The sequence below is a fragment of the Haloplanus aerogenes genome (genome assembly GCF_003856835.1).
In the GTDB taxonomy this organism is placed as follows: domain Archaea; phylum Halobacteriota; class Halobacteria; order Halobacteriales; family Haloferacaceae; genus Haloplanus; species Haloplanus aerogenes.
In genome coordinates, this window is the sequence record NZ_CP034145.1 from 1432993 (window position 1) to 1447933 (window position 14941).

Below are 14941 nucleotides of genomic sequence, written 5' to 3' on the forward strand. Positions count from 1 at the left end.
GGACTCCGAGACGTCGACCCGGTCGCCGGCTGATTCGGGGCAGGCGTTTAATAGCGCAGCCGACCGAAACCCAACCATGCTCACGCTGGAGGGACCACTTCTCACGGTCGATGTGGAATCGCGACACGTCCAGACCGAAGCCATCGACGACGTTCTCGACTCGTTCATCGGCGGCCGGGGTGTCGCCACCCGTCTCGCGCACGAACGGATCCCGTTCGACGCCGATCCGTTCGGCCCGGAGAACCGCCTCTACTTCACGACGGGGCCGATGCAGGCCTCATCGATGAGTTTCACCGGGCGAACGTCGGCGACGGCCGTCTCGCCGCTGACTGACGGGCTTCTCTCCGCCAACGCCGGCGGCTTCGTCTCCCGGAACCTGCTCGGCACCGGTAACGCCGCGGTCGAACTCGTCGGCCGGAGCGACGAACCGCTGATGCTCCACGTCCGCGAGGACGGCGTCACCTTCGAGGAGGTGCCCGACCTCGTCGGCGCGGAGGTGCCCGAAGTCACCGACTACGTCGAGACCGAACACGACCTCGCGGCGGAACACGTCGTCTGTATCGGCCCGGCGGGCGAGAATCGGGTGCGCTTCGCCTGCATCATGACCAGCGAGACGCGAGCGTTCGGGCGCGGCGGCCTCGGCGCGGTCATGGGGTCGAAGAACGTGAAGGCGATCACGTTCGACGGCGACGCGATTCCCGACGTGGAGATCGACGCCGAGGCGGCCGAGATCCACCGCGAGGCGGCGACCAGCGACCACATCATGAAACGGCAGGGGACCGCGAGCGTCACGGATCTCGCCAACGAAATCGGCTCCTTCCCCACCCGCTACTTCGAGGACGTCCGCTACGAGAAGTTCGAGCAGATCAACGGCGACCGGGTGGAGGAGAAGAAATTCAAGAAAGGAACCTGTTCGCAGTGTGCGTTCGCCTGCAAACTGCCGACGAAAGACGAGGCGTCGGGCGTCGAGACGGAGGGTCCGGAGTTCGAGACGATCATGGCCTTCGGCGGCAACTGCGAGGTGGACGACATCGTCTCCATCATGCAGTCGAACCAGCTCTGTGATCGGCTGGGAATGGACACCATCTCCTGTGGCAACGCGGTGGCGGCCTACCTCAAGGCGAACGACGCCTTCGGCGACTCCGAGTTGATCCACGAGACGGTCGAGGACATCGCGTACCGCGAGGGCGACGGCGATCTGTTGGCGGAGGGCATCCACCGCTTCCACGACGACCTCGGCGTCGGCGACTGGACGGTCAAGGGCATGACCTTCTCCGCTCACGACGGTCGCACGCTCAACGGACAGGGCCTCGGCTTCGCCACCGCCAACCGCGGTGCCGATCACATGTACGCGACCTTCTACGCCTACGAGTACCCCCTCGTCGACGCGTCGGAGGCGTTCGAACCGGCGGGGCTCTCGCCAGCCAAGGCGGAGAAACTGGTCGAACTGGAGAACAAGCGAGCGGTGGAGGACTGTGGCGTCATCTGTCGGTTCTCCCGCGGCATGATGACCGAGGAGCGCTTCGAGAAACTGTTCGACGCCGACTTCGACGATCTGCTCGACGTTGGCGGGCGCGTCGTTGAACTCGAACGCCACTTCAACAACCAGCGCGGCTTCGACCGGTCGGACGACGACCTGCCCTACGAGTTGCCGGACTTCGACACGGCGCTCGACACCTACTACGAGACGCGGGGATGGACCGACGAGGGCGTCGTCCCCGACAGCACCGTCGAACCTGCGAGCGCGGACTGAGAGCCGGTGCGCCGTCGAGGCTCAGAACTCGGCGAGGCGTATCCACTCGACGGCGGTCAGTACGAACCAGCCCATCCAGATGACGAAGGCAATCAACGCCGCACCGTAGTACGCCCCCTCGGAGCCGACGAGGGCCGCGATTCCGAACACCAGGACGACGCCAGCGAGGGCGAGGACGTGGCGACGCCAGTCGCTGAGCGCTTCCTTCAGCGCGGCTCTCGCGGGACGAGTCGCCATGACAGGTCATCGGTCGCGCGGAAACTTTACACCTACCCGTCGTTCTCTCGTCTCGACGAGCACCGCTGATCGCCCGACTACATGCGACGGGTGCGAAGACGTACGGACGATACTTTATCCGTCTCGGTCGCGGAGCGACGATATGGCCATCGATCCGAACTTCGAACGAACGCGCGAGAAGGTCGACGAGGAGGACGGCGTCGCCGTCTGGGGACCGGTCGATCCGCCGGTGCAACTCGGCATCCACGGCACCCACGTCGCCGTCGACTTCGACATCTGTCTGGCCGACGGCGCCTGCCTCGAAGACTGCCCCGTCGACGTGTTCAAGTGGGTGGACACGCCCGGTCACCCCGAGAGCGAAATCAAGGCACATCCCACCCACGAGGATCAGTGTATCGACTGCATGCTCTGTGTCGACGTCTGCCCGGTCGACGCCATCGACGTGGATCCGAGCCGCGAGAATCGGGTCTGACTGGGATACTTCAGGTCACTCCCGTTCATTCACGAATAATTAAGTATGTTACCGTGGTACAAGGTCGCATGGAGCTGACCGAGCAACTGAACTTCGATCACGAGGATCGCAGGGACATCTACGAGTACGTCGAGTCTCAGGGGACGGTCCGGGCCGATCAGGCCCGGCGCGCGCTGAACCTCGGCCCCGAAGCGTTCGGTCACCACCTCACGATCCTGCGCCGCGACGGCTACATTCGACGGGACGGGAACCACCTCAGCGTCGCGTATCAGGACGAGGACGTGGAGGAACACGATACGGACGACCTCGTGTACACGATCCGAGCGGCCGAACAGCGCGACCTCTCCGGTCTGGTCGGCGTCATCCGACAGGTCGCTCGGGAGGGGACGTACATCGAGGCGGAGACGGTGGCGGATCTGCTGGACCACGAGGAGGTGATCCTCCGGCACACCGAGACCCGATCCCGAATGGTGTTCGTCGCCTGCGTCGACGACGAGGTGGTCGGGTGGGTCCATCTCGACCTGCCGGAGATGGAGAAACTCGAACACACGGCGGTGCTGACGGTCGGCCTCCTCCCCGAGTACCGGGGCCACGGCATCGGGACCGCGTTGCTCGACCGCGGCTTCCGCTGGGCCTGTGAACACGGCTTCGAGAAACTCTACAACAGCGTCCCCGCGACCAACGAGGACGCCATCTCCTTCCTCGAAGCACACGGCTGGGAGACCGAGGCGGTGCGCGAGGACCACTACAAGATCGAGGGCGAGTACGTCGACGAGGTGATGCTGGCGACGTTCCTCGACTGTGACGCTCGGCTCTAACGGTCACCCGTCCCGCTCCTCGTACCGCCGCCGCTCTTCTCGCGCCGCCTCGGGTCCGTACCGGTCGACCAGCGGCCGGTACGCCTCGCCCAGTGCCCGCATGCACTGTCGCGTCGAGACGTAGTCGAGATCCGCCGCGACCCGTTCCCACGAGTGGGCCTGAAGCGGTTTGCGGACGAGGAGGCGTTCGGCCCGGGCCGACAGGTCGGCGACGGGATCGGTCAGGTGTGCCATCGCCAGATTGCGGAAGGCGCCCGGTGCGGCGTCGTAGAGTCCCGGGCCGTAGGCCGCGGCGGTGACGACGCGCCACTCGTGGTCGGTGAGGTCGGGGGCGAGCGAGTGGTCGGTCGCTCGTAGCATCGCCCGTGCCACGTCCGGATCGAGGTCGTCGAGGGCGTCCGAGAGGCCGTCGCGCATCCGCGCGCAGAACCGACGGGCGTGGCGGTCGTGCAGGTCGTGACCCGCGGGGCTCGTCGGCCGGAGCATGATCGCGGAGTACTCGCCGCTCGTGGCGTTGCGCGTCGTCGAGCAGTGGACCGTCCGGTAGCCGTTCCGTTCCCAGAAGCGGACGAGCCGCGGGGTCGCGCCGTAGCCGACGCCGAACCAGTCCACGTCGGCGTCGAACTCGTCGTGACACGCGGCGAGGAGCCGGGAGCCGAAGCCCGTCGACCGGATGGCGTGGTGCGTGGCGATGCGGAGAACGCGGTAGCCGACGGGTGTCCCGCCGTCGATGTCGCGCAACTGGCTCGTCAGCACGTCGGGGAGCATGTTTCCACGCACGCGCGCCCCTTCGTACATATCGACCCGGAGCGACTCGGGGAGGCCGCCCTCGCGGGCCAGGAGGGCGACGGCGGCGACGTGGCCGTCGATACAGAGCGCCCGACAGTCCAGGTTCGGGGCGTCGAGCAGGCGCGCGAGGTCGTCCGGCTCCGTCCGGTAATGTGCGAGGACGAGGAGGCCGAACGCCTCGCGGAGCAGGTGTTCGTCCGCGAGGAGGGCGGCGGCGTCGAGCGCGCGGTACGTCGCGTCCGCGGGCGTCGCGTCCGCGACGAGCTGGTCGGCGGCGGGGCGAGCGTCGAGCAGGAGGGCGCGGAAGGCCCAGATTTCGACGGGGTCGCCCGCGGCGTAGCGGATGGGTTCGTCGAGGCGAACGTCGATCACCGCGTGATCGCTCTCGGCCAGCCGGTCACGGAAGCGCACGTCGAAGCCGCGGCCGGTCCCCTCGTAGCCGTGGACGGTGGTGACGAACGCGACGGCAGGGGCGTCGAGGTAGGCGGCGAGTCGGCGGACGGGCAGGGCGGCGGCCTCGTCGACGATCAGGGCGTCGGGGTCGCCCGGCAGGTCGACCGCCGCGGCGGGGTCGGTGAACCGGACGCGGCCGCCACCGGTCGCCGTGAGGTCGTGGGTCTCGTCGTCGGCGTTCTCCAGTCGCCCGAGCGTCGAGAGCAGGGCTTCGGCCCGCTCGAACACCTCCGCCGCGTTGCGGTAGGCGGGAGCGGTGACGAGTACGTCCCGTCCCTCGGCAGCGAGGCTACCGGCGGCGAGACCGGCCGCGGCGGATTTCCCCCGGCCACGGTCGGCCTCGACGACGACGGCCGCCCCGTCGCGGAGGCCTTCGAGCGCGTGCAGGGCGTCGGCCTGATCGCTCGTGAGGCAGGCGTCGTACGCCGCGGCGGAGGCGGTCGCATCGTCCGGCGTCGACGGCGACGTTCGGGGACGCGCCGGCGGCGGATCGGTAAGACCGTCGCGTTCGACGATGCCGGCGTCCACGTCGACGACGGCGACGCCGGGGTGGGCACGCAGGGTGTCGACCAGTCGCCGGCGGAAGTGACCGGTCACGTCGGCGGTGGTGTAGGGCGGGACGGCGAGGCGTTCGTCGGCGTAGTCGTCCCCCGGCCACTCGTCGAGCGGCGGCGTCACGAGGACGAGGAGGCCGCCGCCGTCGACGGCGCCGACGACGCGCCCGAGGACGTTCGCGGAGAACCCGGCGTGACAGTCGAGGACGACCGCATCGCGCGTGGTCCCGAGGAGGCGGTCGGCGCGGTCGGGGTGGCAGTGGTCGGCGCCGGCGATGCCGCCGCCGCCGGTAGTGACGACCGTCGCTGCCGGATCCCCCATCGCGTCGAGTACGTCGCGGGCGGCGTCGAGTCCGCGGCCACGGTCGCCGGCGAGGGTCAGCAGTCGTCGTTCGTTCGCCCGCTCGGCTTCGGCCCGGAGGGCGGCGACGCGGTCGGCGAGATCCATGCCCGCCGCTACCCCGGCGGCGACCAAGGGCCTTTTCCCGTGTGCCGGGCTCACACGCTGTGACGGCTTTGAAAGCGCTTTTATGGGGGCCCCAGCTATTGAAGCGTACAGCCTGTCCGGGGTTGATGATGCGCCTCGCCATCAGGGATTCTGCCTGGTGAGGTGCGCGAGCCCACGGGCGGGGGGTACAAATCATGTCAGTTTACGTCAATTTCGATGTTCCGGCGGATCTCGCCGAGAGCGCCATCGAGGCGCTCGAAGTAGCGCGAGACACAGGCAGCGTAAAGAAAGGCACCAACGAGACGACGAAGGCAGTCGAGCGTGGGAACGCGGATCTGGTCGTCATCGCGGAGGACGTCCAGCCGGAGGAGATCGTGATGCATCTCCCCGAACTCGCGGACGAGAAGGGGATTCCGTACGTGTTCGTCGAGACGCAGGACGACGTGGGCCACGCGGCCGGCCTCGAAGTCGGCAGTGCCGCCGCCGCCATCGTTGACGCGGGCGACGCCGAAGAACAGGTCGAAGACATCGCCACGAAGGTCGAGGACCTCCGGTAAGCGACCATGAGCGCCGAAGAGAGTGCCAGCGACTCGATGCCGGCGGAAGTCATCGAGATCGTGGGCAAGACCGGGATGCACGGCGAGGCCATGCAGGTCAAATGTCGCATCCAGGAGGGATCGAACCAGGGGCGAATCATCACGCGCAACGTGCTGGGTCCCGTCCGCGAGGGCGACATCCTGCAACTGCGCGAGACACAGCGCGACGCCGACTCCATCGGAGGACAGTAATGGTCGACACACGCACCTGCGACTACTCGGGCGAGGAGATCGAACCGGGTACCGGAACGATGTACGTCAAGACCGACGGCACCATCCTGCACTTCAAGGACTCGAAGGCCGAGAAGAACTACTTCCTCGGCCGCGAGGCGCGCGATCTCGAGTGGACCCAGGAAGGCCAGGCCGCCGGCGGTCAGGGTGAGGAATGAGCGACGCCGAGCGCACCTTCGTGATGGTCAAGCCCGACGGCGTCCAGCGGGGCCTGATCGGCGAGATCATCTCGCGGTTCGAGGACCGCGGCCTCAAACTCGTCGGCGCGAAGTTCATGCAGATTTCCGACGAACTCGCCCACGAACACTACGGCGAACACGAGGGCAAGCCCTTCTTCGAGGGCCTCGTCGACTTCATCACCTCCGGGCCCGTCATGGCGATGGTCTGGGAGGGGCAGGACGCCACCCGGCAGGTCCGCACCATGATGGGCGAGACCGACCCCGCCGAGTCCGATCCGGGCACCATCCGCGGTGACTTCGGTCTCGACCTCGGCCGCAACGTCATCCACGGCTCCGACCACGAGGACGAGGGCGCGAACGAGCGCGAGATCGACCTCTTCTTCGACGAGGACGAACTGCAGGACTACGAGCGGATCGACGAGACCTGGCTGTACGAGTAGCTACGTCTCGCCGAGATACCCGGTAACGAGTCTTTCTTCCGCTCGGCGCAGCCGGTACGAGAGCGTCGACCGCGGCACGTCCATAATCTCTGCTAGCTCGTCGAGCGTGATTTCGCGCGGCGTTCGGTAGTAGCCGTGGTCGAGCGCGGCCCGCATCGCCCGTCGTTGATCCGGCGGGAGCGAGACCGAACCCAGCGAGTCGTGTCCCCACCCCTCGGCTTCGCCGAGGTGACCCATACGAAACGAGAGCCCCGAGCGCAGATTCGCGCTCAGGGCGTCGTAGAGCAGGCCCACCTTCTCGTCCGACTGCATGCAGATGCGCCAGCCGTGTCGTTCCTCCCGTCGAATGGTGCAAAAGAGCGATCCAGCCGGGAGATACCGGGCCGAGAGCGTCTGGATGGTGTCGCCGTTCTCGATTCCTTCGAGGTGGGTGTAGATCACGCGCTCGTTGTCCGACCGGTCCAGTACGTCGTGGGTCCGTGTGGCCCGACAGTCCGTCTCGGTCACCGACGCGGTCCGAACCGTCTCGTCGAGGAGCAGTCGTTCGACCGCATCGAGCGCCGCTGTCGGGCCGGTTAGCCGCTCGACGCGCCAGAAGCTGTCCCCGCTCACGCAGCCGTGTAACGCTTCGGCGACGAGCGTCGGGTACTCGATGAACACGTCCATCACCTGATCGGCTCCCTTCTCGTACACGATGTCGAACGTGAACTCGCGCATCAGATTTCCTCCGGATCGCCGTGGGGCACCGCCAACACACCCCGGAGTACGCCGGCCAGCGCATAATACTTCCCTAAGGTAGACCGGCCAACACGTGTTGTCGCTCGACAACTCAATCATTATTTATGTGTGTCCTGTGTATGATAGTGTCTGCCATGAGTACTGACGAACCAAGCCAGTCGACGGAAGAGCACGGACACGAACACCACGAAGTAGAGGGACCGGGCTACCCGACGCCCGGGGCGATGCGGACCGAGTCGGAACGCGAGAAGACGGCGTTCGTCATCGCGCTCCGCGTCGGGATGGACGTCGACGGCTCCGACTTTATCGGCGTCGTCGACCTCGACCCCGAATCGGACACGTACAGCGAACTGGTCGATACCGTCGAGATGCCGAACAAGGGCGACGAACTCCACCACTTCGGCTGGAACACCTGTTCGTCGTCGTGTCACACCGAGGGCCTGGTGCGGGATCACCTCATCGTCCCCGGTCAGCGGTCCTCGCGGATCCACATCCTCGACGCCGAGGATCCGCGGAACATGGAGATCGAGAAGGTCATCGAGCCCGAGGAAGTGTTCGAATACGACCTGTCGGCACCGCACACGGTTCACTGCGTGCCCGGCGGAAAGATCGTCATCAGTATGCTCGGGGACGCCGACGGCGGACTGCCGGGCGGCTTCCTCCAGCTCGACCAGGAGGACTTCTCCATCGATGGTCACTGGGAGGTCGACCGCGGCGAGATGGAGATGAACTACGACTACTGGTACCAGCCCCGTCACAACGTGCTGATCTCGTCGGAGTGGGCGGCCCCGGAGACCTACTACCCCGGATTCGACCTCGACGACGTGGAAGAAGGCAAGTACGGCGACAGCATCCACATCTGGGACTGGGATGCCAAAGAACATCGGCAGACCCTGGAGTTCGGCGAGGACGGGCTCATCCCGCTCGAAGTGCGGATGTCGCACAACCCCGAGGAGACCCAGGGGTTCGTCGGCGCCGCACTCTCCTCGAACATCATCCACTTCTACGAGGAAAGCGATGGTCACTGGGATTGGGACGTGGTCATCGATGTCGAGGACCGCGAACACCCCGACTGGGACATGCCCGTCCCCGGTCTGGTTACCGACATCGTCCTCTCGCTGGACGACCAGTACCTGTTCTTCTCGAACTGGCTGCACGGCGACATGCGGATGTACGACGTGAGCGACTTCGGCAACCCCCGGCTGGTCGACCGGATCTGGGCCGGCGGCAACTTCGCCGACCGGCAGGAGATTCAGGGCACCGAAATCCGTGGCGCGCCCCAGATGCTCCAGCTCTCCCGTGACGGCAAGCGCGTCTACTGGACCACGTCCCTGTTCTCCTCGTGGGACAACCAGTTCTACCCCGAAATCGGCGAACAGGGCTCGCTGATGATGAAGGCGGACGTCTACCCCGACGAGGGACGGATGGAACTCGACGAGGACTTCCTCGTCGACTTCGGCGACGCGCCGGGCGGCCCGGCTCGCGCCCACGAGATCCGCTGGCCCGGCGGCGACTGCACCAGCGACGTCTGGCAGTAGATGCATCGGGTCACCCTCGAGTGGCGCGACGGCGGCGAGGCGACCATCGAGGTCGCCGACGGCGAGACGGTCATCGACGCCACCGAACGGGAGAACCTCGGCGTCCCGTACGGCTGCCTGTACGGCGCCTGTGGCACCTGTACCGGCCGCCTGTTGGAGGGTGACCTCGTCCATGTCGACCGTCCCAACGGGCTGAAGCCCCGCCACCGGCAGGACGGGTACGTCCTGCTCTGTGTGGCCGAGCCACGCTCCGACTGCCGAATCGAGGTCGGCGCGCAGGTGCAGGCTGACCTCGTCCCAAATCCGTGGAAATGACCACCTCGTTCCGGCGCGGGCTCGCCGTCTTGGCGGGCCTCGCGTCACTGTCGACGCCCGCGGCCGCCCACGGCGTGAGCGCCGCCGCGACCGGCCTCGGCTTCCCGCTGGTGGTAGTGAGCGTCGTCGTCGTCAGCCTCCTCGGTGGCGGCCTCGTGTTCGTGGTGTACGAGCGTGTCCGCCGGCCCTCGGCACCGCTCCACCGGGCCGTGGTCCCCCTCCTCGTCTTCGCGCTCGGCGGCGCCGCGCTCACCCTCGCGCTCACGCGCTCGGCGACGACGGCCGTCGCGGGGACGCTCGTCGGCGCGAGCATCGTCTTTCTCGCCCGCGACGCAGCGGTAACCGATTGCGGCGTCTGTGCCGACGCCGCGCTGGGCGCCGTGACGCTCCACCGAGGGCTGGAGGGCGTCGTCCTCGCCACCGTCTACGCCGCCGACGCCGCCCTCGGCGTCCTCGGGGCGCTCGTCGTCGCCGTCCACGCCGCCGCCGAGACGGCCGCCGTCGGCTCGCTGTACGCCCCTGCCGGGCGTCGGTACGCTCTCGGTGCCGTCTGTCTCGTGCAGGCCGGCTTCGTCGTCGGCGTCGCCGCTGGATGGGGCGTCGTCGACGCCGTGCCCACCGGTGTCGAGGCCGGGATTCTCGCACTCGTCGGAGGTGTCCTCCTCGCCGTCGGCGGGCGTGAGGCGCACCGGCGGCATCTGGTGACGGCGTAGACTCACACCGGCTCGCCGTCTTCCCACAGCAGTTCGAAGAGTTGTGAGAGCGTCGCGTAGAGGTGGGGGCTCGTCGTCGAGATGCCGACGTAGCCGTCGTCGTTCGGTGCCTTGAACGCCAGGAGGACGTTCGTGCCGTCGTAGGTGTAGAGCCGACCACGGATGTCCTGAACGAACCGCATTTCCATCATCTCGGTCGTCCGGTCGCGCACCGCCGCGTCTATCTCGCGGTCGTCGGAGATCAGCGCCCGAATCTCGACGCCTGCCGCGGCCTTGGCCGCGAGGAGTTCGGCGTGGTGGTTGGCGATGCGCTCGAAACTCTCCGGCGTCGTGATCATCAGTATCTCCTCGCTCGCGTCCTCCGCGAGCCGTTCGAGCTTTTCGAGGATGTGGTGGCGGTTCGGATACGACCAACTGATGTCTACCTCGTCCGTCGCCGTGCCGTAGTCGGCGTCGTCGACGGCGTTCAGGAAGTGTTCGCCCAGGCCCTGAATCTCGTCGAGTTTCCGGACGTGTTCGCGTCGCTTGAACTCCCGAAACTGGGAGACGGCCCGGTTCGCTTCGACCGGCCCGAACTTCTTCGGTCGCCCTTCCTGGACGACGACGAACCCCTTCGTCTTCAGCGAGTCGAGGACGCCGTAGACGCGCGACTGCGGCACCCCCGCCCGATTCGCGACTTCCTTCGCCGTCGACGTCCCACCCTGTAACAGGCCGACGTACGTCGACGCCTCGTACTCCGAGAGCCCCATCTCCTGTAGGTACATCTCAGACTGACTATGCATGTGTCTCCCTGAACCTCATACTACTTGCAATTTGTCCTGATAATCCGTCTTGAGGCAAACGATTGTATTCATTTTTCACCGTTTACCACTCGGGAGTGGTGAATTAGGTATAATGCAACACACCGTCGTCTATTCTACGTGATTCAGACGATGATCGACCAACGATATGCGATAAAGAACGACGAACGATTAGTGATGGAGGCAATCGATGGGGTGATCACCGAATGGCAGTAGACCTCGACGAGACGGCGGTGACCCACCCGCTCGACCCCCTCGCGACCGAGGAGATTTCGGCCGCCGTCGACGTCCTTGAAGCCGAGTGGGACGTGGCCGACGACGCGGTGTATCACAACGTCGTCCTCGACGAACCGGAGAAGGAGTTCGTCAAGGCGTACGAGGACGGCGATCACTTCGACCGCGAGGCGTTCATCGTCGTCCGACAGGACGGCGAGACGTACGAAGCGACAGTGTCGATCACGGGTGAGGAACTCCTCGGTGTCGAACACATCGAGGGCGTTCAGCCCGCGATCACGCCGCCGGAGGTCGAACAGGCCGAACAGGCCGTCATCAACGATCCCGAGTGGCAGGAGGCGGCCGCCAAGCGCGGCGTCGAGAACTTCGATCTGGCGATCGTCGATCCGTGGCCCGCGAGCGGGTTCGAACCCGACTCCCACGACGACCGGCGACTCGTCCGCGGCCTCTCGTGGATTCGGACCGAGGAGGAGGACAACGGTTACGCCCGCCCCATCGAGGGTCTGTTCGCCTTCGTCGACCTCGACGAGATGGAGGTCGTGAAAATCGAGGACAACGGCGTCGTCGACGAGGACAGTCCTCTGCCGCCGGAGGACGCCGACTTCCGGGCCGACCGGGTCGACACCCGCGACGACTTCAAACACCTCGACGTGGTGCAACCCGAGGGCCCGAGTTTCGAGGTCGACGGCCAGACCGTCGAGTGGCTGGACTGGGAGTTCCAGGTCGGCTGGACGCCCCGCGAGGGTCTCGTCTTCCACGACGTGACCTTCGATGACGACGGCGAGCAACGGAAGGTGCTCCACCGCGCGTCCGCTTCGGAGATGGCCGTCCCCTACGGCGACAGCGACCCCAACCACTCCTGGAAGGACGCCTTCGACATCGGTGAGTTCCACGTCGGCCGGATGGCGAACGTGCTGACCGAGGGCTGTGACTGCCTCGGCGAGATGCACTACTTCGACGTGGTGATGAACGACACCAACGGCGATCCGAAGACGATGCCCAACGCCATCTGTATGCACGAGGAGGACGACGGCGTCCTCTGGAAACACACGGAGTGGCGAAAGGGCCACACCGAAGTCCGTCGCCGTCGTCGTCTCGTCGTTTCCTTCATCGCGACCGTCTACAACTACGACTACGGCTTCTACTGGTACTTCTACCCCGACGGCTCCATCGAGGGCGAAGTCCGCCTGACGGGCATCGACTCCAACGGTGCGGTGCCGGCGGATTCGGACTCCACCGACAGCAACGAGGAGTACGAAGTCGTCGCCCCGCAGGTCAAGACGCCCATCCACCAGCATCACTTCAACTTCCGGCTGGACTTCGACATCGACGACACGCCGAACCGGGTGAAGGAGGTCCACAACGAACCCATCGGCAGCGAGCGCAAGAACGGGTTCAAGGCCGCGGAGACGCTGCTGGAGACCGAACAGGAGGCCCGCGACGACATCGACCCGCTGAAGGGGAAACACTGGCGCGTCGAGAGTACGGAGACGACGAACTCCTACGGACGGCCGTGTGGCTTCAAACTCGAACCCCACTCGAACGTGAAGTCGCCGGCCAAGCCCACGTCGAGCGTGAAGCGCCGCGCCGGCTTCATCCACAACAACTTCTGGGTGACGCCGTACGACGAGGACGAACAGTTCGCGGCGGGCGACTACCCCAACCAGAACGACGAGACGACGGGACTGGCGGAGTGGACCGAACAGGACCGCGACATCGTCGGCGAGGACGTGGTGCTGTGGTACACGCTCGGCGTCAACCACGTCACTCGTGCGGAGGACTGGCCGGTCCTACCCGTCGAAATCGCGAGCTTCCACCTCAAGCCCGAGGGCTTCCTCGACAGCAACCCCTCGATCTCGCTCCCGCCGGAGCCGTGCCACACCGAACACGACCTGACCTCGGTAGGTGACGACTGATGACGGGGTTCCTGCAGATCGATCCGTCCGTCGTCGCCGAGGGGGTCAACCTCCTCTGGGTCATGGTCGCCACCTTCCTCGTGTTCTTCATGCACGCGGGCTTCGGCATGCTCGAATCCGGGCAGGTCCGCTCGAAGAACGTCGCGAACCAGTTGACGAAGAACGTCCTGACGTGGGGCGTCGGCGTCCTCGCGTACTTCATTGTCGGCGTCGGCGTCTCGGCTATCGTCGCGGGAATCACCTCGGGTAGCGGCGTCAGCCTCGCGAGTGCCTACGCCTACTACTCCGGCGGATCGACGGCGTGGGCGAGCATCCTCTTCGGCGCCGCGTTCTCGATGGTCGCCGCGTCCATCGTCTCCGGTGCCGTCGCCGAACGCGCCCAACTGCGTGGCTACCTCGTGTTCACGGTGCTCGTCGGGGCACTCATCTACCCCGTCGCCACCGGCCTGACGTGGGGTGGCGGCTTCCTCTCGGTCCTCGGCTTCCAGGACTTCGCCGGTGCCGCCGTCGTCCACATGACCGGCGGTGTCTGCGGGCTGGTCGCGGCGTACATCGTCGGCCCGCGTGTCGGCCGGTTCGACGCCGACGGCTCCCCGAACGTCATCCCCGGCCACTCCCTGCCCTACGCCATCCTCGGGACGCTGATCCTCGCGTTCGGCTGGTACGGCTTCAACGTCGGCACCGCCGTCAACGTCTTCCAGGTCACCGACGCTGGCGAACTCGCACTCGCCGACTACGCCTACGCGGGTCGTGTCGCGATCAACACGGCCCTCGTCATGGGCACCGGCAGCATCGGTGCTGCCGCGGTGAGCGTCGTCCGTAGCGGCAAGGTCGACAGCCTCATGACCGCAAACGGCCTGCTGGCCGGTCTCGTCAGCGTCTGTTCCATCGCGGCGGTGGCGAGTTGGCCCGCGACGCTCGTCGTCGGGTTCATCGCCGGCGTGCAGGTCGTCCTCGTCTTCGATCTGCTGGAGAAGTTCGGCATCGACGACGTGTGTGCGGTCTTCCCGGTTCACGGCTCCGCGGGTCTCCTCAGCGCCCTCGCCTACCCCTTCGTCAACACGACCGCCGCCTTCTCGGTCTCCCAGTTGGTGACCCAGATCGTCGGCGTCGTCGTGCTGGCAGTGTGGGCCGGCGTGATCACCTTCCTCATCTACGGGCTCCTGAAAGCTCTCGGCTGGGCCCGGGTGAGCGAGGCACACGAACGCGAGGGGCTCGACTCCTCGGAACACGGCATCGTCACCTACCCCGAATTCGGCGACAACACCGTCGGCAGCGCGGGGCGGCCGGGCGGTACGACCGCCGCCGACGGCACGGGGGTGTCCGACGATGACTGAGATCGAGATGGTGATCGCCTACATCCGCCCGGACACGCTCGGCGCGGTGAAACAGGCCGTCGCCGAAGCCGGTGCTCCCTCGATCACCGTCTCGAACGTCTCCGGCCGCGGCTCCCAGCCCGCGAAGAAGGGCCAGTGGCGCGGCGAGGAGTACACCGTCGACCTCCACCAGAAGACGAAAGTCGAGTGCGTCGTCGCCGACGTGGACGGTTCGGACGTGGCCGACGCCATCCGCGACGCCGCCCACACGGGTGAACCCGGCGACGGCAAGATATTCATCATGCCCGTCGACGACGCGATTCAGGTTCGCACGGGCAAGGAGGGCCCCGACGCGGTCTGATCTGATTCCCACTCCCCGCCACACACCATCGTCAGCCCTC

The 14941-nt window shown here is 66.6% G+C and carries 15 protein-coding genes and 1 pseudogene; 12 read left to right on the top strand and 4 right to left on the bottom strand.

What is annotated here, in order from left to right; all coding sequences use genetic code 11:
• Positions 1-76 precede the first annotated feature (76 nt).
• Positions 77-1753: an aldehyde ferredoxin oxidoreductase family protein gene (locus DU502_RS07285; RefSeq protein ID WP_121920650.1), complete on the top strand. Its 1677-nt coding sequence runs from the start codon at positions 77-79 to the stop codon at positions 1751-1753.
• A 21-nt stretch (positions 1754-1774) separates the two neighbouring features.
• Here DU502_RS07285 and DU502_RS07290 read toward each other — a convergent pair whose 3' ends face one another.
• Entirely contained in the window at positions 1775-1990 is a 216-nt protein-coding gene (locus DU502_RS07290) for a hypothetical protein (protein ID WP_121920649.1), read from the bottom strand.
• A gap of 142 nt (positions 1991-2132) precedes the next feature.
• Here DU502_RS07290 and DU502_RS07295 point away from each other — a divergent pair, with 142 nt between their 5' ends.
• Together DU502_RS07295 and DU502_RS07300 are read left to right on the top strand one after the other, a co-directional pair.
• Positions 2133-2462: a 4Fe-4S dicluster domain-containing protein gene (locus tag DU502_RS07295; protein WP_121920648.1), complete on the top strand. Its 330-nt coding sequence runs from the start codon at positions 2133-2135 to the stop codon at positions 2460-2462.
• Positions 2463-2530: 68 nt separating this feature from the next.
• Positions 2531-3280, top strand: a complete 750-nt coding sequence (locus DU502_RS07300) for a GNAT family N-acetyltransferase (protein ID WP_121920647.1) — start codon at positions 2531-2533, stop codon at positions 3278-3280.
• A gap of 3 nt (positions 3281-3283) precedes the next feature.
• Here the strand turns inward: DU502_RS07300 and tmcA are convergent, their stop codons facing one another.
• Positions 3284-5524: a tRNA(Met) cytidine acetyltransferase TmcA gene (gene tmcA, locus DU502_RS07305; RefSeq protein ID WP_121920646.1), complete on the bottom strand. Its 2241-nt coding sequence runs from the start codon at positions 5522-5524 to the stop codon at positions 3284-3286.
• A gap of 194 nt (positions 5525-5718) precedes the next feature.
• Between tmcA and rpl7ae the strand changes: the two genes are divergently transcribed.
• Genes rpl7ae through ndk form a run of 4 tightly spaced genes read left to right on the top strand, consistent with a single transcriptional unit; the run spans position 5719 to position 6970 of the window.
• Positions 5719-6081, top strand: coding sequence for a 50S ribosomal protein L7Ae (rpl7ae, locus tag DU502_RS07310; RefSeq protein ID WP_049936844.1), 363 nt, complete (start codon positions 5719-5721; stop codon positions 6079-6081).
• Positions 6082-6087: 6 nt separating this feature from the next.
• Positions 6088-6312 (top strand): 30S ribosomal protein S28e, encoded by a 225-nt coding sequence (locus tag DU502_RS07315; RefSeq protein WP_121920645.1) that lies wholly within the window; start codon positions 6088-6090, stop codon positions 6310-6312.
• A complete protein-coding gene (locus DU502_RS07320; RefSeq protein WP_121920644.1) occupies positions 6312-6509 on the top strand; it encodes a 50S ribosomal protein L24e in 198 nt (65 codons plus the stop codon). The genes DU502_RS07315 and DU502_RS07320 overlap by 1 nt, the downstream gene beginning before the upstream one ends.
• Positions 6506-6970, top strand: a complete 465-nt coding sequence (ndk, locus tag DU502_RS07325) for a nucleoside-diphosphate kinase (RefSeq protein WP_121920643.1) — start codon at positions 6506-6508, stop codon at positions 6968-6970. The genes DU502_RS07320 and ndk overlap by 4 nt, the downstream gene beginning before the upstream one ends.
• Here the strand turns inward: ndk and DU502_RS07330 are convergent, their stop codons facing one another.
• On the bottom strand, positions 6971-7687 hold the full coding sequence (locus DU502_RS07330) for a helix-turn-helix domain-containing protein (RefSeq protein ID WP_121920642.1): 717 nt from the start codon (positions 7685-7687) through the stop codon (positions 6971-6973).
• Positions 7688-7842: 155 nt separating this feature from the next.
• Here DU502_RS07330 and DU502_RS07335 point away from each other — a divergent pair, with 155 nt between their 5' ends.
• The 3 genes from DU502_RS07335 to DU502_RS07345 are packed head-to-tail and all read left to right on the top strand — an operon-like array spanning position 7843 to position 10274.
• Positions 7843-9246, top strand: a complete 1404-nt coding sequence (locus DU502_RS07335; RefSeq protein ID WP_121920641.1) for a selenium-binding protein SBP56-related protein — start codon at positions 7843-7845, stop codon at positions 9244-9246.
• Complete coding sequence (locus tag DU502_RS07340; protein WP_121920640.1) at positions 9247-9561, top strand: 2Fe-2S iron-sulfur cluster-binding protein; 315 nt, start codon at positions 9247-9249, stop codon at positions 9559-9561.
• A complete protein-coding gene (locus DU502_RS07345; RefSeq protein WP_121920639.1) occupies positions 9558-10274 on the top strand; it encodes a hypothetical protein in 717 nt (238 codons plus the stop codon). The genes DU502_RS07340 and DU502_RS07345 overlap by 4 nt, the downstream gene beginning before the upstream one ends.
• A gap of 2 nt (positions 10275-10276) precedes the next feature.
• Here DU502_RS07345 and DU502_RS07350 read toward each other — a convergent pair whose 3' ends face one another.
• Positions 10277-11038, bottom strand: a complete 762-nt coding sequence (locus tag DU502_RS07350; protein ID WP_166033650.1) for a TrmB family transcriptional regulator — start codon at positions 11036-11038, stop codon at positions 10277-10279.
• A gap of 242 nt (positions 11039-11280) precedes the next feature.
• On the opposite strand from DU502_RS07350, the gene DU502_RS07355 reads away from it, so the two are divergent.
• Positions 11281-13224 (top strand): primary-amine oxidase, encoded by a 1944-nt coding sequence (locus DU502_RS07355; protein ID WP_121920637.1) that lies wholly within the window; start codon positions 11281-11283, stop codon positions 13222-13224.
• A pseudogene (locus DU502_RS07360) lies at positions 13224-14901 on the top strand (ammonium transporter). Before DU502_RS07355 ends, DU502_RS07360 begins: the two are co-directional and overlap by 1 nt.
• Positions 14902-14941 lie beyond the last annotated feature (40 nt).

Bases quoted from the DNA above. Each gene is read 5' to 3' on its own strand.
- DU502_RS07320 (WP_121920644.1), top strand. From the start codon at position 6,312: ATGGTCGACACACGCACCTGCGACTACTCGGGCGAGGAGATCGAACCG.
- DU502_RS07340 (WP_121920640.1), top strand. From the start codon at position 9,247: ATGCATCGGGTCACCCTCGAGTGGCGCGACGGCGGCGAGGCGACCATC.
- ndk (WP_121920643.1), top strand. From the start codon at position 6,506: ATGAGCGACGCCGAGCGCACCTTCGTGATGGTCAAGCCCGACGGCGTC.
- rpl7ae (WP_049936844.1), top strand. From the start codon at position 5,719: ATGTCAGTTTACGTCAATTTCGATGTTCCGGCGGATCTCGCCGAGAGC.
- DU502_RS07330 (WP_121920642.1), bottom strand. From the start codon at position 7,687: ATGCGCGAGTTCACGTTCGACATCGTGTACGAGAAGGGAGCCGATCAG.
- DU502_RS07315 (WP_121920645.1), top strand. From the start codon at position 6,088: ATGAGCGCCGAAGAGAGTGCCAGCGACTCGATGCCGGCGGAAGTCATC.
- DU502_RS07350 (WP_166033650.1), bottom strand. From the start codon at position 11,038: ATGTACCTACAGGAGATGGGGCTCTCGGAGTACGAGGCGTCGACGTAC.
- tmcA (WP_121920646.1), bottom strand. From the start codon at position 5,524: ATGGATCTCGCCGACCGCGTCGCCGCCCTCCGGGCCGAAGCCGAGCGG.
- DU502_RS07285 (WP_121920650.1), top strand. From the start codon at position 77: ATGCTCACGCTGGAGGGACCACTTCTCACGGTCGATGTGGAATCGCGA.
- DU502_RS07345 (WP_121920639.1), top strand. From the start codon at position 9,558: ATGACCACCTCGTTCCGGCGCGGGCTCGCCGTCTTGGCGGGCCTCGCG.
- DU502_RS07295 (WP_121920648.1), top strand. From the start codon at position 2,133: ATGGCCATCGATCCGAACTTCGAACGAACGCGCGAGAAGGTCGACGAG.
- DU502_RS07290 (WP_121920649.1), bottom strand. From the start codon at position 1,990: ATGGCGACTCGTCCCGCGAGAGCCGCGCTGAAGGAAGCGCTCAGCGAC.
- DU502_RS07355 (WP_121920637.1), top strand. From the start codon at position 11,281: ATGGCAGTAGACCTCGACGAGACGGCGGTGACCCACCCGCTCGACCCC.
- DU502_RS07335 (WP_121920641.1), top strand. From the start codon at position 7,843: ATGAGTACTGACGAACCAAGCCAGTCGACGGAAGAGCACGGACACGAA.
- DU502_RS07300 (WP_121920647.1), top strand. From the start codon at position 2,531: ATGGAGCTGACCGAGCAACTGAACTTCGATCACGAGGATCGCAGGGAC.